Source organism: Bacillota bacterium, assembly GCA_012837335.1.
Taxonomy (GTDB): domain Bacteria; phylum Bacillota; class Limnochordia; order Darwinibacteriales; family DTU012; genus DTU012.
The window spans coordinates 1-19,754 of the sequence record DURM01000024.1 but is presented as its reverse complement, the minus strand read 5'-3'; the positions used below and the strand labels follow the sequence as shown (position 1 = coordinate 19,754).

Below are 19,754 nucleotides of genomic sequence, written 5' to 3'. Positions count from 1 at the left end.
TAATCATTTGCTTAAATATATGCTGGTCTGCTTGCCCATTAGTAATCAGGTACCTACTTTAATGAATTTACCAATAAGGATTACTGCTGTTAAACTTATTCCAGCTGCGGTCCAAAACACCATCTGATGCGAATGCTCCATTAACCAGGCAAATATGGGTGGCCCTGCAGCTACGCCTACGAAGCGCAGGCTGTTGTAGATGGATGTTACAGTCCCATTATGTTCCTGCTCTACATTTTCGGTTATCAGAGCATCCAAACTCGGGAGAGCGGCTCCAATACCGGCGAAGCCAAGTGTAAGAAGCGCTATGAGCAGAGCAAAGTTACGGCAGAAACTGGTAACCGCGCTGGAGATGGCTAATAAAAGCATACCGGATAACGCGCACCACTTCATCTGAGATTTACTGGCACCAAGCCATCGGCCGGTGAGATAAGAGATTGTGCAGAGACTTACCAGGGGGATTGCTAAAATGAGACCTTTAAGAATACCGAAAACTTGGTAGCTGAGTTCAAGCAGTTCCGAAACATAAAATTGAATACCGAACAGCACCAGCATGATAATGCAGCCAGTCAGATAGACAGTTATCAACCATCTGCCTTCTTTTGTAAAGATAGTTTTGAGACGGCTGAAGGAAAGCTGGATATTGGTCCCTGTACTCCTCTCTGACGGAACCTTGACCCAAAAGGCAATAGCGAGAACTGATACCGCTGCTAGGATAGGGATAGCTGCAAAAGGAATGTACCATGCTAGAGCAGCCAGAAGTGAGCCCAAGATAGGACTAACAACCTTACCGAATGTATTGGAGGTTTCAATTAATCCCAGCGCATAGCTGATCTCTGCTCCATCCTGAAACAGATCGCGGGTTAGAGGCAGCACCAAGGGAAAAGCACCAGCTGCCCCAATGCCCTGGAGAACGCGGGATGCCAGAATAATACTGTAGGGATTGGTTAAAAGCAGAGAGGCTGCCGCGGCTGCCAGCCCTCCTAACCCGGCAAGAATGAGGCTGGGAATGATCACCGTTTTTCTGCCAATCCGATCCGATAAGAAACCGGCGATGGGGATCAGGGGCACTGCTGTGATGGAATATACGGTAATAATCAGACTTGCCTGGAGCGGGCTGAGGTAAAGCTGGCGTTCAATTATGGGGATGACTGGGATCAGCATGGAATTGCCCAGAGTCATTACCAGCGGCACAGCTGCTACTGCGGCCAGCGCTCGTCCTTGTTGTTTCAATAACCTCTCCCTTTCACCGGTTTTTGCCTTTAAGTATGTCTTTTATGCCAGAAAATCATTCGCACGGCCAATGCTAAAAATTAACAATGTAAATCTATCCTAACTAAATGGCTTATCACCAGCTGACAGCCCAATTGGAAAATATTAATATAACCTTTATAATGTTAACCCAATGTTACACGAAGGAGTTAAATGTTTAATGTAGAATAATAAAGTTAAAAATGATATGCTGAGTCAGGAGGTGGTAGTCAGTAGAATAAAACAATTAGAGGTAGTGGAAAAACATTAAGACTAAAAGGAGGAATTGCTCGATGCGAAAGTTTCGTTTGTTTGCTCTCGTTTTAGCTCTGGTACTGTCGGTATCTGGTGCTGCTTTTGCTCAGTATAAAGAGGCGCCGATATTGGCTGAAAAAGTTGCTGCCGGCGAACTTCCACCGGTAGAAGAAAGACTTCCGGAAAATCCTTTGGTAATTGTACCTATCGAAGAAGTCGGTGTCTACGGCGGACTTATTAGAATGGCCCACAGAGGACCAAGTGACTCAACCGGATACTACAGAACTGTGCGCGAACCGCTGGTGAACTATAATCCGAGTCTCACTGAAGTTCAGCCTAATCTGGCCGAGAGATGGGAAATCTCTGAAGATGGCACAACCATCACTTACTACCTCAGAAAAGGCTTGAAGTGGTCTGACGGCCATCCGTTTACTACGGAAGACGTCTTATTCTGGTGGGAAGTTCAAAACACTCCGGAATTAGTTCCGGCTGTTCCAGGAGCATTTGTAAGAGATGGCCAACCATGTGAAGTTATCGCACTTGATGAGTATACAGTGCAGTTTAAGTTTCCTGTGCCGGCTGCAGCACATCTTAACTGGATTGCTGCCGGTGGAGCAGAAACCTATCTGCCAAAGCATTACCTGAGTCAATTCCACATCAACTATGTTGATGAAGAAACACTCACTGCCATGGCAAAAGCAGAAGGTTTAAATACTTGGTACGAGCTCTTCCTTGAAAAAGGTGGAGAAAGCAACAACTGGCGCGCAGTTGGCCGGCCTGTAATGGATGCTTGGGTAATCACCACTAACTTTGATGACCCAATCCTGGTTTCCGAAAGAAACCCATATTACTTTAAAGTTGATACCGAAGGCAACCAACTGCCATACGTTGATACGCTGCATCGTGTTTTAGTTGAAGACATTGAAGTAATGAAGCTGCAGTTAATGGGCGGCCAAATCGACTACATTACTCGGAACCTGTGGACAACCTACGGTGACCTGCCGATGTACATGGCTTACCAAGATGTAGGCGATTACCGGATTATCCGCACTAATGGTGGAACTCCTGGTGCTTTGAACATCATGTTCAACGTCAACTATAAAGAGGATCCGGTTTTAGCTGAGATCATTAACAACTATGATTTTAAGAAAGCCCTTTCCTATGCTATCGACCGCGAGGAAATTAACAATGTTCGCTTTATGGGCTTAGGAAGACCTTCACACGGTCACTTCCATCCGGAGCATCCGGGCTATGTAGAAGAAGTCGACCAAGCTTACATCGAGTATAATCCAGAATTAGCTAATCAAATTCTCGATGAGCTCGGTTTAACAGCCCGCGACAGCGAAGGCTATCGTCTGCGTCCTGATGGTCAAAGATTAACCATCATTATCGATGGAAGTACGCACCACGATCACCATGGACCTGGCGGAGAGTTAATTGCAAGTTACTGGGAAGCAGTGGGAATCAGAACAATTATCAACGTTATGGATCGCGGTTTGTTTGAAGCTAAGCGCGAAGCTAATGAACACATGGCAACATTCCATGATTTACCAGACCCACTTATTCCATTAGAGCAAACCGGCCACCACGTAAGCTATGTGTTTGCTCCACTGTGGCATCAATGGTTCCAGTCCAACGGAACTCAAGGCGAGGAGCCTTCAGAAGATGCTAAGCGCTTAATGAAGATCTATAACGAACTGGCACCAGCAACAGCAGATGATGAGGAGAGAAATGCCTACATCCGTGAGATTGCTGAAATCTGGGGCCGCAATTTCTGGACCATCGGTACTGTTGGTGTTCCGTTTAACCTCTCGTTTGCTAAGAACAATTTAAGAAATGTTCCTGGTGACTACGAAGGAGCTCACAGTCACCCGGCTAACCCGGCTATTTATCAACCATATCAATGGTTCTGGAAACAGTAATCGATCGTAAACAAATCGGTTAAACCATGAGAAGCCAACAAGCTGTTGGCTTCTCATTTAAATCATCAGTACGGTATTAGAACTGTGGTTCTGATTGGGGGAAAGAATTATGCTGAGGTACATTTTGAAACGATTGGCGCAGATGATACCCATTTTGTTTATGATTTCAATCATTTCGTTTGTTATCATTCAGCTTCCGCCTGGCAGCTATCTTAATACACTTATCGCCCAGATGCGAGCTGCTGGTGATGACATCAATTTGGAAACCATTGAAGCTTTAAAAGTGCGCTATTCATTGGATAAACCGGTCTATATCCAGTACTATAACTGGATGAAAGGTATTCTTACTCGTGGAGATTTTGGATTTTCTTTTGAGTGGAACCGCCCGGTATCATATTTGATTTGGGACCGGCTCGGTCTATCTGTTGCTGTCTCAGTATCCGCACTGTTATTTTCTTGGGTGGTTGCTTTTCCAATCGCGATTTATAGTGCTGTGCGCAAGAACACCTTGGGCGATTATTTCTTGACATTTATTGGATTTCTGGGATTATCGACACCTAACTTTATGCTGGCATTAATTCTAATGTATATATCATCAAATTATTTTGGCTTCACTGTCGGTGGTTTATTTTCACCGGAGTATGTGATGGCACCCTGGAGTTGGGCTAAGTTCCAAAATATGCTTACTCACATCTGGATTCCCATGGTTGTAATTGGAACTTCGGGAACAGCTGGTTTGATTCGGGTGTTAAGAAACAACCTGCTGGATGAATTAGGAAAACCATATGTTGTAGCAGCTAGATCAAAGGGAATCGGTACCATCCGGCTTCTGTTTAAGTATCCGGTAAGACTAGCCTTGATTCCTTTTATCAGTACGGTCGGCTGGCAGCTGCCGAAGATGGTTTCTGGAGAAGCAGTAACGGCAACAGTTTTGAGTCTCCCGACTGCCGGACCATTAATGCTGGCAGCGCTGCGGAGTCAGGATATGTATCTAGCGGGCAGCTTCCTGCTGTTATTGGCTGCACTAACAATGATCGGAACCTTAATTTCAGATATTCTGCTGGTATTGGTTGATCCCCGAATCCGTTATGAGTAAGGAGGCGTAAGATATGGCTGAGCAAAATCTAAGCGCTGCTGTAGAGCTGCAGGAAGAATTGGGAACTACCGAAGAAAAAATATTTTACGCCAGTCAATGGCGGCTGATGTGGTGGAAATTCCGCAAGCACCGCATGGCAATGATTGCTGGTGTAGTCATTATTCTCATGTATGTTGGTGCAATTTTTGCTCCGTTTTTAGCACCTTATGGAGCGACACACAGAAATCGGGGAAACACCTACGTTCCACCACAAAAGATTAGATTTCGGGATGAGAATGGGTTTAGTTTGAGACCTTTCATTCATCCCCTCAAGGCATCTGTTGATTTCGAGACTTTTCAGCGGGTTTATGAAGAGGACACAAGCAGGAGAATCTATATTGATTTCTTTGTGCGCAGTGATAAACCAGAAGATCAGTATAAATTGTTTGGAATTTTTAATTCCAATCTTCATTTGTTCGGAGTGAGCGAAGGTTACATTCATTTGTTTGGCACCGACAGTTTGGGACGGGATGTGTTCTCCCGTGTGCTGTACGGCGGCCAAATCTCAATGAGCATCGGACTTGTTGGTGTGTTTTTAAGTTTGCTGTTGGGCTTAATCCTTGGTGGAATTTCAGGGTATTATGGCGGAGTAGTGGATAATATTATTCAGCGTTTGATTGAAGTTATCCGCTCTTTCCCAGAGATTCCCCTGTGGATGGCGCTCAGTGCGGCGATTCCTGCTGACATTTCGCCAGCTCTGGTTTATTTTGGCATCACGATCATTCTGTCATTTATTGGCTGGACTGCTTTAGGACGGCAGGTGCGCAGTAAAGTTCTGGCCTTGAAAAACGAGGACTTTATTGTTGCAGCGCGGCTAGCAGGAACCAGCGAGCCGAAGATCATCATGACGCATTTGATTCCTTCTTTTATGAGTCATATTATTGCCAGCTTGACCTTAAGCATTCCACAGATGATTCTGGCTGAAACATCGCTTAGTTTCTTGGGGATCGGCTTAAGACCACCGGTAGTCAGCTGGGGTGTAATGCTGCAGCAGGCGCAGAATGTACACACGATTTCGATGGCGCCCTGGCTGCTGATTCCAGGCCTATTTGTAATTGTTTATGTTTTGGCGTTTAACTTCCTAGGAGACGGATTACGCGATGCTGCTGATCCATACGGAAACTGATCGGTTGAAAATTACTAGGTGGTGAAATTATGGGCTTTGATCCAAAAAATATACTGGAAGTTCGAAATTTAGTCGTAGAGTTTAAAATGGATGAAGGAACAGTGCACGCTGTCAATGGCGTGAGCTATAATGTGCCGGAAGGTAAGTCCATCGGAATTGTTGGGGAGAGCGGATGCGGGAAAACAGTCAGTTCCTACGCGCTGAACCGCCTGCTGCCTGCCAATGCAAAGCTGAGCGGACAAATTTTGTTCAAAGAGCGGGACGGCAGCATTACCGATATTGTGAAACTAAAACCGGAAGGTAAAGAAATCAGGCAGATTCGGGGAAGGGATATCTCCATGATTTTCCAAGAGCCGATGACATCCTTGAGTCCGGTGCACACAATCTCTAATCAGATATCAGAAGCGTTGATTCTGTTTCAGGGAATGACGAAAAAACAAGCCAGAAACCGCAGCATTGAGCTTTTGAAGCTGGTAGGTATCCCTAACGCTGAGCGGCGCGTCGATGAGTATCCGTTTCAATTCAGCGGCGGTATGCGGCAGAGGGCCATGATTGCCATGGCTTTAGCCCGCAATCCCCGGGTTCTGATTGCCGATGAGCCGACAACGGCGCTGGACGTTACTCTCCAGGCTCAGGTGCTCAGCTTGATTCAGGATCTGCAGAACGAGTTCAATCTGTCGATGATCTTAATTACACACGATTTAGGTGTTGTGGCTCATATGGTGGAAACAATTAACATCATGTATTTAGGCCGCATTGTTGAAACCGGTCCTACACTTGCAGTGTTTGAAAATCCGCACCATCCGTATACTCAAGGATTATTAAATTCGATTCCTAAGCTTACCGGCAGACTCGGAGAGCGGGTTACTTCCATTCCGGGCACTGTACCCAGCGCTTATGATATCCCGGTGGGATGCCCGTTTGCTGCCAGATGTGCTCACCGAATGGATATCTGCACCGAGGCAATGCCTCAGCAAACAGCAGTCGGCAAGGAACACACTGTCAGCTGTCATCTATACACAAGAGGGGAGGCTGCTGAAGATGCTGCAAATGCCTGAGGATGTAATTCTGCAGGTTAATAACCTCAAGAAGTACTTTCCAATTGAAACCGGATTTTTATTGAAGCGGGTGACTGGACATGTCAAGGCAGTAGACGGGGTCGATTTCAGCGTTAAGAAAGGTAAAACCCTGGGTCTTGTGGGAGAATCAGGTTGCGGTAAAACTACCACTGCCAGAACTGTTATCAGAGCCTATGAACCGACTTCGGGACAGATTTTGTTCCGATCCAAAGAGGGCGTAGTTGATATGTCTCAACTTGATAAGCATCAGTTAAAGCAGGTGCGGCGGGATATGCAGATGATTTTCCAAGATCCCTATTCGTCCCTAAATCCGCGGATGCCTGTGCTGGATATTATTTCCGAACCAATGAAAGCTCACGGCGTACCGAAAAGCGAGCGGGAAGATCGCGTAGCTGAACTGCTCCGCTTAGTAGGCCTGCGGCCAGAGTACATGCGGCGTTTCCCCCACTCCTTCAGCGGGGGGCAGCGGCAGAGAATTGGTGTAGCTCGGGCTTTGGCTCTAAATCCATCTTTGATTTTAGCCGATGAGCCCGTCTCAGCACTGGACGTTTCGGTTCAGGCTCAGGTCATGAACTTGCTTCTTGATCTGCAGGAGCAGATGGGTTTGACATTCTTGTTTATCAGTCATGATTTAAGTGTTGTTCGCTATCTCTGCGATCAAGTGGCCGTAATGTATCTGGGCAAAATCGTGGAATTGGCGGATGTGGATCGCCTCTATGAAAACCCGACACATCCGTATACCAGCACGCTGCTGGGCGCTGTACCTGATGCTAACCCTCGGGCCGTTTGGCGGCCGCAGCAGGTGGTAAAGGGGGAAGTGGGCAAGGTGACAGTGGAATCAAAAGGCTGCGCATTTGCGCCGAGGTGTCCATATGCTAGGGATATCTGCCTCGAGCAGCAGCCTGATTTGGTATCTGTTGATCCGAACAATCCAGATGCGCAGAAATCAGCTTGTCTGTTTGCACAAGAGCTGTCACTACCCGGTGTTGGCTGATTGAAATGAAAAAATGAAGCTGCTGAGAAATACCTCAGCAGCTTTAAATATGTCCACTGTTATAATTTGAAGCGACTGATTAACTGCGATAACTCGGCAGCCATTTTGGCTACAGTCTCTGCGTTCAAAGCGATTTGGCCCATTGAGGCTGCCTGTTCTTCGGAAGAAGCGGCCAGCTCAGCCATTCCCGCTTCAATCTTATTGCTGGATGAATTTACATCATTGATTAACTTAACAGTATCACTAATGCTGGCTGTAATCAGGTTGAAATCCTCTTGTGTCTGCTGGAGACTCTCGGCGCCATCTTCGATTTTTTCATTGTTACTGTTGATCACTTCTACTGTTTCGCTGGTATCAGCGCGCAGTTTCCGGATATATTCTTGGATCGTTCCGATTGAGGATTGGGTTTCTTCCGCAAGAACTCTGACCTCATCGGCAACCACGGCAAAGCCTCTTCCTTGGGCGCCTGCCCGGGCTGCTTCAATAGCAGCGTTTAAGGCCAACAGGTTTGTTTGATCGGCTATCTCCGAGATAATATTAACCACTTGACTGATCTGGTTAACAGCCTGCTCTAATTGAGCAATTTTCAGCTGCGATGCTTTTGATGCGGCGAGGATTTCCCGCATCATCTGATCTGAAGCTGCCATTTGGTGATGCCCTTTTTGGGAAAGCTGTTCGACGTTTTGAGCCTGAAATGCCATGCGCTGAGTAATGCTGTGAACGTCTTTGGTAACTTGGGCGTAATTGTTGACGGTTGTAACAATCTGCTCAATCGTGGCAGAATTCTGCTCGGATGCTGCCGAAAGCTCTTGGCTTGCTGATGAAGCATTGTGGACCGCCTCCGTAACCGCAGCGATCATTTCGCGCAGATTATTTGTCATTTGATTAAAGGCGTTCATCAGCTTGCCGATCTCATCCTGACGGTCTGTTTGGATCTCAATGGTAAGATCCCCTGAAGCAGCCAGCTCGCTGAAATCAGCCAGCTGGGCAATAGGTCGAGTGATACTGCGTGAAAAGATATAGCTTACAGCCGCAATTACCACGGCAGCCGCAGCGATAATAATGAACAGCAGATTCTGGGTATTCCGCACCGAAGCCAGCGCCGCATCTTTATCTGTTTCTACTACCAGAACTACCTGTTCTGAACCTAAATCAATTAATTTAGCACTGCCAAAAACCGGGTTTCCATGGTAGCTTTCGTATTCTAATACAACTGTTTGATCATAGTTTGCGTCTGCGATCAGGGATGCTGCTTCTGCAGCTATGTCAGTATCGAGCACGTTGATGAAAGCAGAGTAGTCCTCGCTGGAAACATCGCTGTAGAGCCTGCCCTCCTGATTGATCAAATAGGTTTCGTAGTGGAGGTCACTTGGATTGATGAAGTTTTTAAGCAGCGGCAGAAGCTGCTCCTGTGATACTGCCGCTCCAAGGGTGCCGATAGCTTGTCCCTGGGGGTTGAGAATGGGGGCAGCTGCGTAGATGAGATAGGTCTCCAGTTTGTCTGCCCAAATCCATGGGGACCAGGTGAGGGTTCCAGATTCTAAAGCGGAGGTAATAAAATCGGCTGGAGCACTATCTTCCATTAGCACTGCCTGATGATTGAATACAAAGTGCTCTCTGCTGGTAACAAACATATCCTGATACATTTTTTGATAGTCGCTTAGAACACGATTGATCGAACTCATCAGAGTTGTGGAGCTGGTGCGCCAGAGGTTAGAGTTAGGTTCAGTATTAAATAGGATAGATACCGGAAGATTAATGCTCTGGTCGAGAGCCAGCTGTTCTAACCGCTCCGTATGTTCCTGGAAAAATATGTCAATATTATTACTAATCGCATCAAGTACAGCCAGAGAGTCTCGCTGGATTACGGCTTGTTCTCTGGAAGTGATGTGAAAGTAACTCGCGGTGTTGATAATTACTGCAGGAGCTAATCCGATGATGAGAAAGATGAGTATTAGTTTAGTATGCAGGCTTTTAAACATTTGAGTTCCTCCCTAACTGTCTTTGAATCGCCTTAACTAAAACTTTACATAAATTATACCATGTTGGCAGGTATAATTACAAGACGTCATTAAAAACAAGGAATTTAGTGGAAAATACAGAAATGAAACAGCATGAAAGTCTAGGAGTGAAATCATGAAGCCGGAGCGGTTAGAGCTGGTGTGGCCTGGAAAAAAAGAGGCGGTTTTAGCTGCAGCTTCTGCGCCTAAAAAAGTGCTGTATCCGGTTGTTGACGAAAGTGTTAATTGGGAGCAAACCGAAAATCTTTATATCGAAGGGGACAATCTTGACGCCCTGAAGCTCCTGCTCCCGGAGTTTGCGAACCGGATTAAGCTGGTTTATATTGATCCGCCTTACAATACTGGTAATAAAGAACTGCTCTATCATGATGAAAGACTCCGGAGTGAGTGGCTGAGTTTTATTTATCCGAGGCTGATCCTGCTTCAGCGGCTTATGGCAGATGATGGCGTGATTTTTATCAGCATTGATGATCATGAGGTCGGACATCTGCGCTGCCTCTGCGATGAGATATTCGGAAGCTCCAACTTTATCGCCCAAATTGTCTGGGAGCGCGCTTATGCTCCGGTCAGTTTAAAAAAGCATTTCTCCCCAAACCACGAGTATGTTGTTGCGTACGCAAAGCATCGGGAACGGTTAGTATGCAGCGGTCTTGAACGGACGGAAGCAAGCAATCAGCGCTATCAAAATCCTGATAATGATCCCCGCGGACCGTGGCAGAGTGATAATATGACGGTGGGGCCAGCCGTTCTCGAAAAATGCTACCCGATAATTACACCGAGCGGCAGAACTGTTTATCCGCCCCATGGGCGCTGCTGGCTGTTTACCAAGGAGCGCTTTATGGAGATGGCTGCTGATAATAGGATTTGGTTTGGGAAGAATGGGGATGGTGTACCGCGTTTAAAGCGCTTTCTGGCTGAGGTGCAGAACCGGCTTACTCCAAAAACAATCTGGAGCTACACCGAAGTCGGCCACTCTCAGCAGGCAAAGCGAGAACTTAAAGAGCTGTTTGGTGGTCTGGCCTGCTTTGATTATCCTAAACCGGTAGGTTTGATTATCCGCATCCTCAAGCTGTACACCCAGGTGGATTCACTGGTTTTAGACTGCTTTTCCGGCTCTGCGACTACTGCTCACGCGGTTATGGCCCTCAATGCAGAGGATGGTGGTAAGCGCCGCTATATTATGGTGCAGATCCCAGAACCAGTTGGTGAAGATTCTCCGGCTTATCAAGGGGGTTTTAACGATATCTGCGAGATCGGCAGGGCCAGGATTAAAAGGGCGGCAGTGCAGATCAAAAACGAGACCGGTGCAGATATAGATTATGGTTTTAGAGTACTGCGTATCAAAGATCTTAATTCGTAAACGGAGGTTGTAATAATGGAAACCGCGCATGAAAACCGCAATATTGCCCTAATCATTCTTGCTGTGATGATAACACTTACCGCATTGGGTCTTGCTGCTGTAAGGCCGCCCGCCGCAGTTGGCATTGATGCTCCACCAACGGAGTTTGCTTCAGGACGAGCAGTTCAGCATTTAGAGCGGATAGCAGCTGCATCCTCTCCCATAGGCACTGAACGCCACAAGCATGTTCAGCAGTATTTAATCGCTCAGCTTGAAGAACTGGGGCTTGAACCTCAGATCCAGGCTGTAAATGTTTACAATCCCAGCTGGCGCAACGCCGGTTTTGTTGAAAATATTGCTGTCAAAATTCTCGGCACTAACAGCACCAAAGCGGTACTGCTGATTGCCCACTATGATACCCTCGATCAGGTGCCGGGGGCAAGCAATCCCAAGTCCGGAGTGGCAGCTATATTAGAGGTGCTCCGTATACTGCAGCAGGAGGAGCAGCTGCAGAACGATCTAATTGTTCTATTTGCCGATGGAGGCGAAACAGGACTTTTAGGTGCGACTGCCTTTTTGGGACACCACCCCTGGGCTGAAGACGTTGGTTTAGTTATTAACCCTGCTGCTCGCGGTACCAGCGGCCCGGTGATGATGACCGATTCAACCAGGGATAACAGCTGGACGATACCGGAATTTGCAGAAGCCGTAGCTCGCCCACTGGCCAACTCTTTTAATAATGAGATTAATCGATGGCTGGTCAGTGATACTGACTTTGTTGTTTTTAAATATGCGGGCATACCTGGTTTTCAGCTGATGTATGGTGAAACAGAAAGGCATTATCAGACAGCCCTTGACAACCTTGACAATCTTGATGAACGCAGTCTGCAGCACCTAGGCAGCTATATTTATCAGCTGGTGAAGCATTTTGGTAATATCGAAATAGAAGTCGAAGAATCTAATGTCGCCGCGAATTATGTTTATTTTGATCTGTTCGGCAGATTGTTCATTCGCTATCCAATCGGTTGGGTGGCTCATACCTTGACTTTTGCAATTATTTTATTTGGATTTACCTGCTGGTATGCGGTTAAAAGAGAGAAAGCGGAAGCTAAAGGGATTGCTCTTGGTGTTGTTCTGATGCTGGGAGCAGTTCTGATCAGCGCGGTGATTACTACTGTGCTGGGCGGTTTTGTCACACCAAATCATGATTTTTATCAGTATATACCGCCTACCCAAGGTCTCCTGTATTTTACCGCGTTAGCCGCAGTAACTGCCCTGAACTTCTTCGTGTTTTACACCTGGGCATTGAATAAGTACAGGCTGATGGATTTGTATCTGGGGGCTTTGGGGCTGTGGCTCTTGGTAACTATGCTGGCCTCGCTACTGCTGCCGGGAGCAAGTTACGCCTTTGTTTGGCCGCTGATCTTTAATCTAGCCGCAGCTCTCGTTGTTGTTTTCCGGAAACAGCTGTCCTGGGTGACGCGCATAATCCTGCTTGTGATCAGCGCACTGCCGGTGCTGCTGCTGTGGCCGAATCTGCTGAAGAACCTTTATTTTTCAATCGGTTACGGTTTGCTTGGCCTTTTGATTTTTTTCGTAGTGCTGCTGTTGGGCACTCTGCTGCCGCAGTGGGAGAAAATCATGAAGTGGCAGAAACTGGTGCTGCCGATTATTGCCGCGGCTGCAGCGGCGGTTTGCTTTGGGATTGTTATCGCAAACTCTGGCGTGAGCGCAGACAATCCCAAGATGGATACTCTGTTTTATTTTGTAGATTTGGATCGGGAACGGGCCTATTGGGTCAGCTTGGATGCTGAACCCGATGAATTTACAGAGCAGGTTTTTGGCAGCGAGTATATCGAGTCGGATCTGGGAGAGTTCATTCCTTATGAAGATATGCCGACCATCAGCAGGTTGGCTGTGCTGGATGAAAGCTTAAGCAGTGAGCCTTTTACGCTTGAGCTTGTCAGTGATACCGCGAATGAGGAAAAGCGGGAACTAACCATTAACATCAAGACAGATGAGACCGTTAATAACATTATTATCTTCATTGAACCGGAGCTGGTGACTGATACTGTTGTCCTTAATGGTGAGACTGAGGTGGAGTGGAACTCTTATTGGCCAGTGCTCCGCTGTTATAACCTGAACGAAGAGGGAGTTACATTAGCTGTACCGACGGTGGTTGGCCAGCCGTTTGTGGTTAAGATTCTAGCCCAGACGCTAGGTATGCCGGAAATAGGACTTAAATCCCGTCCAGAACATATTATCCCGGCGCCTACTGCGATTACAGACAGCACATTTATCTCAAAAAGCTTTCAGTTTTAGCTTTGGAGAGGAGCTGAAATGTGGTTAAAATTCATTTTTTGGGGACATGCGCCGGCACCGAACCGCAGCCGGGGAGAAGGCATTCCTCATTAGTGCTTGAATACGATGGCAGATTGTTCTGGTTTGATGCGGGTGAAAGCTGCGCCTACACGGCGCATCTGATGGGCCTTGATCTGCTGAATACGGAAGCAGTGTTTATTTCCCATCCCCATATGGATCACATTGGCGGACTGCCTCACTTGATCTGGACTGTAAAAAAGTTGGAGACAAGAACGAAGTTAGATGCAGTGCACAGGATCGAGCTCCATCTTCCGGCTGTAGAGATCTGGCAGGGTATTGAGAAAATGCTGTTTCTTAAAGGAAGAAGGCTGCATGACGGAATCAGCTTTACAGTTAAGCAGATCAAAGACGGTGTTGTGTATGAACAAGGGGGTTTAAAGGTTACGGCGTTTCATAATCACCACATCACCCGCTCAGAAGCAGGCGAGCCCTGGCTGTCATTTTCATTCTTGATCGAGCTGGAAGGAAAGCGCATTATCTATTCCGGTGATTTTAAGACTATGGCTGATTTAGATCCACTGTTTGAGGTGGGACCGGTTGATCTGCTGATAGTAGAAACAGGCCATCATACAGTTGAAAATATCTGTGCTTATCTGGTTAATAACAATATAAAAACTGCCAGGATTGGCTTTACTCACCACGGCCGGGCGATTTTAGCTAATCCTGAGCAGGAGTTAAAGAAAGCCAAGGCAATCTTTGGTGATCAAGTATTTTTCGCAGAAGATAAAATGACAGTGACCCCGTAACGGGGTCACTGTGCTTTTCGGACGGAGTTGCGTCCGCTGTTTTTCGCTTTATATAATGCGCAATCAGCAGCTTGAACCAGCATCGCCCAAGCCGTAGGCCCAACTTCGCGCGGTTTCATTGCTGCCGTACCGAGACTGATGGTGATTACTCCATGGGGCAGAGCTGTCGATTTATGGGGTATGGATAGCGCCTGAATCTGCGCTCGGATTTTTTCGGCTACTTCAGTTGTTACCTCTAAGTTGGTAGCAGGCAGAATCACCGCAAATTCTTCACCGCCGTAGCGAGCTGCGAAGTCAAGGGAGCCTTTCAGTGTCTGTCTGATAGTAAAAGCGATCAGCTGCAGACAGGAGTCACCAGCCGGGTGGCCATAGGTGTCATTAAACTGCTTAAAATGGTCGATGTCGATCATGATTAAGCCCAGCCAGGTATCTTCTTCGTAAGCCCGCTGCCACTCAGCTACCAGAGTTTGATCGAACGAGCGGCGGTTGGGGATTCCGGTAAGGCCGTCCAGCGAAACTAGTCGGGCGAGTTCCAAATTAGCAAGCTCCAACTTGTGCTTAACTTCTAACAGTTCCCGCTCCCGCTCTTTTACTTTATCCATTTCCCGCTTAAGTTTAATGGCAGCTGCTACTCGAGCCAGGAGTTCTGTTTTGCGAATCGGTTTTGTAATATAATCATCTGCTCCGGCTGCAAAAGACTCCTGCAGAATTTCTTCCCGCGCATCGGCGGTCATAATCATAACCGGGATCGAACTAAAGCGTGGGTTGTGCTTTAGAGCTTTGCAGACTGATATTCCATCTGTTCCTGTCATAAAAACATCCATCAGGATCAGATCTATATGCTTGTAATTCTCATTATTGTTAAGGAAGGAAAAGACCTGCTCACCGCTGGTAACAGTATAAATGCCTTCATACCCAGCAGCCCGCAGATTATGTTCAACGAAACGAAGAATGAAGTTGGAATCGTCAACAATCAAAATGCTCACAATTTTTCCCCCCACTTATTGGTTCGCCTCATTGCATGAAAATCCTTCAATTAAGAGCATTGCCGCGTAATTGCTTATCCTAATTAGTATTTGCGATATATTTAAAGATAATCGCTCAAAAACGCTATTGCAGATTCGTTGAAAACAAAATAGAATATAAATGCTTTTGTTTAGTAAGCCTAAACATTAGGTTTAGTAGACGCAAACTTTAGTTAAGGAGTAAGAAAATGAAAATCGGTGAAAAAATTAAGCGATTGCGGATCCTTAATGGTCTAACTCAAGAAGAATTAGCTGATAGATGTGAGCTTACCAAGGGATTTATTTCTCAGGTTGAACGTGATTTAACTTCACCTTCGATTGCTACTTTAGTGGATATCCTTGAGAGTCTCGGAACTAATTTGAGAGACTTTTTTAATGACCGGATCCAAGAGAAAATAGTTTTTAAAACCGATGATCAATTTACCAAAGAAGATACTGAGCTGCTGCACCGCATTGATTGGATTGTTCCTAATGCCCAGAAGAATATGATGGAGCCGATTTTAGTAACTTTGGAGCCTGGAGGCAGTACAAGCCCACAGGATCCTCATGAAGGGGAAGAGTTCGGCTATGTTCTGAAAGGGCACATCTATATCCATCTTGGTAAACAAAAGCACAAGGCCTCTGCAGCGGAGTGTTTTTATTTTGAACCGAATGTAGTTCACTATCTAACAAACGCAGGAAAATCAAAAGCGAAGGTGCTGTGGGTGTCAACCCCGCCAAGCTTTTAGTTTTTAAGTAAGGGGGAGTTTATGGTGGCAGAATGCATTATTGAATTAAAGAATGTATCCAAGACATATGACGGAACTGAAGCACTTAAAAATATAAGTTTAAAAATATATCGCAATGAGTTTGTAACGCTGCTTGGTCCCAGCGGCTGCGGCAAAACCACGACGTTGAGGATTATCGGTGGATTTGAGCAGCCTGATTCCGGCGACGTTACATTCAATGGCACCAATATTAATAATCTCCCTCCGTATAAAAGGCGAGTGAATACTGTATTTCAGCGCTACGCGCTCTTTCCGCACATGAATGTTTATGAGAATATCGCCTTCGGGCTTCGAATTAAAAAAATGGATGAAGATACAATCAGCACCAAAGTTAAGCGCATGCTTAAGCTTGTCAACTTGTCAGGTTTTGAAGAGAGAAAAATAGATTCCTTAAGCGGCGGACAGCAGCAGCGGATCGCAATTGCCCGCGCTTTAGTCAACGAACCGGAAGTACTTCTCTTAGACGAACCATTAGGTGCCCTTGATTTAAAGCTGCGCCAAGGCATGCAGATTGAGCTTAAGAACATGCAGCAGGCTCTGGGGATCACCTTTATCTATGTAACTCATGATCAAGAGGAAGCGCTGACCATGTCAGATACAATTGTAGTAATGAGCGAAGGCAGGATTCAGCAGATCGGCACTCCCACTGATATTTACAATGAACCCAAAAATGCATTTGTTGCAGACTTTATCGGGGAGAGCAACATTATCGATGGCGTTATGATCCGCGATCGGCTGGTTACATTTGCAGATGAGACTTTTGAGTGTGTTGACAGCGGTTTTGGTGAGGACACTCCAGTTGATGTGGTTGTGCGTCCGGAAGATATTAAAATTGTGGCCGAAGATGCGGGCATGCTGAAGGGTGAAGTCCGCTCGGTAACCTTTAAAGGTGTGCATTGGGAAATGATGGTAGAAACACCCGACTATGTGTGGATGATTCATAACACCGAAATGCAGCCGGTAGGAAGCAGAGTTGGGCTTGTGATTGATCCGATTGATATCCATATTATGCACAAGGAGAGTGATGGCTGATGAAAACCAAATGGGCTGCATCTCCTTACCTGGTATGGATGGTGATCTTCATCGTGATCCCCATACTTTTGGTCGGTTATTACAGCTTAACCATTGTAACTGAGGCAGGACGGGAGTTTTCTCTCGAGAACTTTCATCGCTTTTTTGAGCCGGTGTATGTAAAGGTGCTGTTTAGGTCGGTTGAATTAGCGGTAATTGCAACCGTAATCTGCTTTATTCTAGGCTATCCGCTTGCATATATTCTGGCTAGAAGCGATTTTCAGCACAAGAATATTCTTATTATGCTGCTGGTCATCCCGATGTGGATGAACTTTCTGCTTAGAACCTATGCTTGGCTTACCATTTTGGAGCGTAATGGAATTCTCAATCAAATTCTCAACTGGCTGAGACTGCCTAGTGTAAATATCCTTTACACTGAAACAGCGGTTGTGCTGGGCATGGTCTACAATTTTTTGCCCTTTATGGTGCTGCCGATTTACTCAGTGCTGAGCAAAATTGATCACAGCATCATTGAAGCAGCCGAAGATTTAGGTGCTAATTCAGTTACTGTCTTTCGTAAAGTAATTTTCCCGTTGAGTCTGCCCGGAGTGATTTCAGGCATTACGATGGTGTTTATGCCGGCTGTGACTACTTTTGTCATCTCCAGGCTGTTAGGCGGAGGTCAGTTTACACTGATCGGCAATTTGATAGAACAGCAGTTTCTTTATGTGGGAGACTGGGGCTTTGGCTCATCAATCTCATTGATTATGATGATTCTCATTCTGCTGAGTATGGCTGTGATGTCGAGATTTGCTGGTGAAGAAAGGGGGCTGGGACTGTGGTAAGATTCTTGAAGAAGTGCTATGTAGGCATTGTTTTTGCCTTCCTCTACGCGCCGATTTTTGTTCTGACGCTGTACTCATTCAATGACTCCCGGTCCCGGGGCACATGGGGCGGTTTTACGTTGAGATGGTATGGTGAGCTGCTCCAGAACCGCCAGATTCTGAGTTCGCTCTACAATACCGTGATGATTGCGGTGCTGTCGGCAGCGATAGCAACAATCATCGGTACCGCAGCGGCAATTGGAATTCACGGCTGGCAGGGATATCAGCGGAGAATCATCATGAATTTAACTTATATTCCCGTGGTTAATCCTGATATTGTTACTGGAATCTCACTGATGCTCCTGTTTGTGTTTACCAGAATGCAGCTCGGATTCTTTACCATGCTGCTTGCTCACATCACCTTTAATATTCCGTATGTGATATTATCGGTGATGCCGAAGCTGAAACAGCTTGACAGTAATCTTTACGAGGCTGCGCTGGATCTGGGTGCTACGCCCTGGTATGCCTTCCGGCAGGTGATTCTGCCAGAGATCATGCCCGGAGTGGTAACTGGACTGCTGCTGGCATTTACTTTATCTATCGATGATTTTGTGATCAGCTTCTTTACCACCGGTTCAGGTGTAGCAAATCTATCGATCACTGTGTATTCAATGGCACGGTTGGGCATTAATCCAACGATTAATGCGGTTTCAACGCTGATGTTCCTGTCGGTATTGATTCTGCTGATAATCGTTAATCTGAGGTCTAATAAAGAAGATGCAAAAAGGGGGAAAGTAAATGAACAAGAGGGTTATCATAATCGCGGTCGCCGCCTTAATAGTGCTCGCAGCCGTATTCATGAACATGCGCGGTGAAAAGAAACCAACTTTATATGTCTACAACTGGGGCGACTATATCGATGAAGATGTGATTGGCAAGTTTGAAAAAGAGTATGATGTTCGGGTCGTTTACGATACCTTCTCAACTAATGAAGATATGTATGTCAAGATAACATCCGGCGGCAGTAAATACGATGTTTTATTTCCCAGCGATTACATGATTAAAAGGATGATCGATGAGGGACTGCTGGAGAAAATCAATTCAGACAACGTTCCGAACGAAAAATATATTGATTCTCGCTTCAAAAACCTGGAGCATGATCCTAATAACGAATATTCCATTCCCTATATGTGGGGAACCCTAGGAATCCTATACAACAAGAAAATGGTTACTGATCCTGTAGAGAGCTGGGATATCCTCTGGAATCCAAAATACAGGAAACAGATTCTTATGGTGGACAGCCAGCGTGACGCTATCGGAATTGCACTGCAGAAGCTTGGTTATTCACTCAACTCAGTTAATCCGACTGAGCTTGAGGCAGCCAAACAGGAGCTGATTAAGCAGAAAGAAATGGTTCTCGCCTATGTAATTGATGAGGCAAAAGATAAGATGATAGCCGGGGAAGCAGCTTTAGCTGTAGTTTGGTCCGGTGATGCGGTTTACGCAATGAGGGAGAATCCAGATTTAGATTATGCGGTACCAAAAAATGGCGGCAATCTCTGGTTTGATGGTATGGTAATTCCTAAGACTACGCAGAACAAAGAACTTGCTGAGTTATTTATCAATTTCATGAACGAACCGGAAATTGCACTGGCAAACGCTGAGTACACAGCTTATTCAACTCCGCATCTTGAGGCAAGAAAGATGCTGCCGCTGGAGTTAGCAGGCAACAAAGCCGCATATCCAGACGATGAGGATATTGCCAACACAGAAGTATTTGTCCATGTGGGAGATATGCTGCGGGAATATGACCGCATTTGGACTGAAGTCAAAGCGTACTAAGAAAATAAAAAACCTCTGCTCTAAAGCAGAGGTTT

General features: G+C 46.1%; 16 protein-coding genes. 13 read left to right on the top strand and 3 right to left on the bottom strand.

What is annotated here, in order from left to right:
* Positions 1-45: 45 nt before the first annotated feature.
* A complete protein-coding gene (locus tag GX019_03800) occupies positions 46-1,182 on the bottom strand; it encodes an MFS transporter (protein HHT36283.1) in 1,137 nt (378 codons plus the stop codon).
* Between the two features lie 362 nt (positions 1,183-1,544).
* On the opposite strand from GX019_03800, the gene GX019_03795 reads away from it, so the two are divergent.
* From GX019_03795 to GX019_03775, 5 genes are all read left to right on the top strand, one after another.
* A complete protein-coding gene (locus tag GX019_03795; GenBank protein HHT36282.1) occupies positions 1,545-3,428 on the top strand; it encodes an ABC transporter substrate-binding protein in 1,884 nt (627 codons plus the stop codon).
* A gap of 109 nt (positions 3,429-3,537) precedes the next feature.
* Positions 3,538-4,524, top strand: a complete 987-nt coding sequence (locus GX019_03790; GenBank protein ID HHT36281.1) for an ABC transporter permease — start codon at positions 3,538-3,540, stop codon at positions 4,522-4,524.
* Between the two features lie 13 nt (positions 4,525-4,537).
* Positions 4,538-5,689: an ABC transporter permease gene (locus GX019_03785; GenBank protein ID HHT36280.1), complete on the top strand. Its 1,152-nt coding sequence runs from the start codon at positions 4,538-4,540 to the stop codon at positions 5,687-5,689.
* 29 nt (positions 5,690-5,718) lie between these two features.
* Positions 5,719-6,747 (top strand): ABC transporter ATP-binding protein, encoded by a 1,029-nt coding sequence (locus GX019_03780; GenBank protein HHT36279.1) that lies wholly within the window; start codon positions 5,719-5,721, stop codon positions 6,745-6,747.
* Positions 6,731-7,762, top strand: coding sequence for an ATP-binding cassette domain-containing protein (locus GX019_03775; GenBank protein ID HHT36278.1), 1,032 nt, complete (start codon positions 6,731-6,733; stop codon positions 7,760-7,762). Before GX019_03780 ends, GX019_03775 begins: the two co-directional genes overlap by 17 nt.
* A 59-nt stretch (positions 7,763-7,821) precedes the next feature.
* Here the strand turns inward: GX019_03775 and GX019_03770 are convergent, their stop codons facing one another.
* Positions 7,822-9,744, bottom strand: a complete 1,923-nt coding sequence (locus GX019_03770) for a methyl-accepting chemotaxis protein (GenBank protein ID HHT36277.1) — start codon at positions 9,742-9,744, stop codon at positions 7,822-7,824.
* A 154-nt stretch (positions 9,745-9,898) separates the two neighbouring features.
* On the opposite strand from GX019_03770, the gene GX019_03765 reads away from it, so the two are divergent.
* From GX019_03765 to GX019_03755, 3 genes are read left to right on the top strand one after another with little or no spacing between them, the layout of a single operon-like run.
* Entirely contained in the window at positions 9,899-11,143 is a 1,245-nt protein-coding gene (locus GX019_03765; protein ID HHT36276.1) for a site-specific DNA-methyltransferase, read from the top strand.
* A gap of 15 nt (positions 11,144-11,158) precedes the next feature.
* A complete protein-coding gene (locus tag GX019_03760) occupies positions 11,159-13,444 on the top strand; it encodes a M28 family peptidase (protein HHT36275.1) in 2,286 nt (761 codons plus the stop codon).
* Between the two features lie 20 nt (positions 13,445-13,464).
* The gene (locus GX019_03755) at positions 13,465-14,250 is read left to right on the top strand and encodes an MBL fold metallo-hydrolase (GenBank protein HHT36274.1); all 786 of its coding nucleotides are present in this window, start codon (positions 13,465-13,467) and stop codon (positions 14,248-14,250) included.
* A gap of 5 nt (positions 14,251-14,255) precedes the next feature.
* Here GX019_03755 and GX019_03750 read toward each other — a convergent pair whose 3' ends face one another.
* Positions 14,256-15,236, bottom strand: a complete 981-nt coding sequence (locus tag GX019_03750; protein HHT36273.1) for a diguanylate cyclase — start codon at positions 15,234-15,236, stop codon at positions 14,256-14,258.
* Between the two features lie 227 nt (positions 15,237-15,463).
* On the opposite strand from GX019_03750, the gene GX019_03745 reads away from it, so the two are divergent.
* From GX019_03745 to GX019_03725, 5 genes are read left to right on the top strand one after another with little or no spacing between them, the layout of a single operon-like run.
* Complete coding sequence (locus GX019_03745) at positions 15,464-16,003, top strand: cupin domain-containing protein (GenBank protein HHT36272.1); 540 nt, start codon at positions 15,464-15,466, stop codon at positions 16,001-16,003.
* Between the two features lie 24 nt (positions 16,004-16,027).
* Complete coding sequence (locus GX019_03740; protein ID HHT36271.1) at positions 16,028-17,074, top strand: ABC transporter ATP-binding protein; 1,047 nt, start codon at positions 16,028-16,030, stop codon at positions 17,072-17,074.
* Positions 17,074-17,898, top strand: coding sequence for an ABC transporter permease (locus GX019_03735; GenBank protein ID HHT36270.1), 825 nt, complete (start codon positions 17,074-17,076; stop codon positions 17,896-17,898). The genes GX019_03740 and GX019_03735 overlap by 1 nt, the downstream gene beginning before the upstream one ends.
* A complete protein-coding gene (locus GX019_03730) occupies positions 17,892-18,752 on the top strand; it encodes an ABC transporter permease (GenBank protein ID HHT36269.1) in 861 nt (286 codons plus the stop codon). Before GX019_03735 ends, GX019_03730 begins: the two co-directional genes overlap by 7 nt.
* Entirely contained in the window at positions 18,676-19,719 is a 1,044-nt protein-coding gene (locus GX019_03725; GenBank protein ID HHT36268.1) for an ABC transporter substrate-binding protein, read from the top strand. Before GX019_03730 ends, GX019_03725 begins: the two co-directional genes overlap by 77 nt.
* Positions 19,720-19,754: the final 35 nt, after the last annotated feature.

What these genes read in the sequence shown, in the direction of transcription:
- GX019_03800 (HHT36283.1), bottom strand. Translation starts at nt 1,182, where the DNA reads ATGACTCTGGGCAATTCCATGCTGATCCCAGTCATCCCCATAATTGAA.
- GX019_03785 (HHT36280.1), top strand. Translation starts at nt 4,538, where the DNA reads ATGGCTGAGCAAAATCTAAGCGCTGCTGTAGAGCTGCAGGAAGAATTG.
- GX019_03790 (HHT36281.1), top strand. Translation starts at nt 3,538, where the DNA reads ATGCTGAGGTACATTTTGAAACGATTGGCGCAGATGATACCCATTTTG.
- GX019_03795 (HHT36282.1), top strand. Translation starts at nt 1,545, where the DNA reads ATGCGAAAGTTTCGTTTGTTTGCTCTCGTTTTAGCTCTGGTACTGTCG.
- GX019_03780 (HHT36279.1), top strand. Translation starts at nt 5,719, where the DNA reads ATGGGCTTTGATCCAAAAAATATACTGGAAGTTCGAAATTTAGTCGTA.
- GX019_03735 (HHT36270.1), top strand. Translation starts at nt 17,074, where the DNA reads ATGAAAACCAAATGGGCTGCATCTCCTTACCTGGTATGGATGGTGATC.
- GX019_03775 (HHT36278.1), top strand. Translation starts at nt 6,731, where the DNA reads ATGCTGCAAATGCCTGAGGATGTAATTCTGCAGGTTAATAACCTCAAG.
- GX019_03745 (HHT36272.1), top strand. Translation starts at nt 15,464, where the DNA reads ATGAAAATCGGTGAAAAAATTAAGCGATTGCGGATCCTTAATGGTCTA.
- GX019_03760 (HHT36275.1), top strand. Translation starts at nt 11,159, where the DNA reads ATGGAAACCGCGCATGAAAACCGCAATATTGCCCTAATCATTCTTGCT.
- GX019_03725 (HHT36268.1), top strand. Translation starts at nt 18,676, where the DNA reads ATGAACAAGAGGGTTATCATAATCGCGGTCGCCGCCTTAATAGTGCTC.
- GX019_03770 (HHT36277.1), bottom strand. Translation starts at nt 9,744, where the DNA reads ATGTTTAAAAGCCTGCATACTAAACTAATACTCATCTTTCTCATCATC.
- GX019_03765 (HHT36276.1), top strand. Translation starts at nt 9,899, where the DNA reads ATGAAGCCGGAGCGGTTAGAGCTGGTGTGGCCTGGAAAAAAAGAGGCG.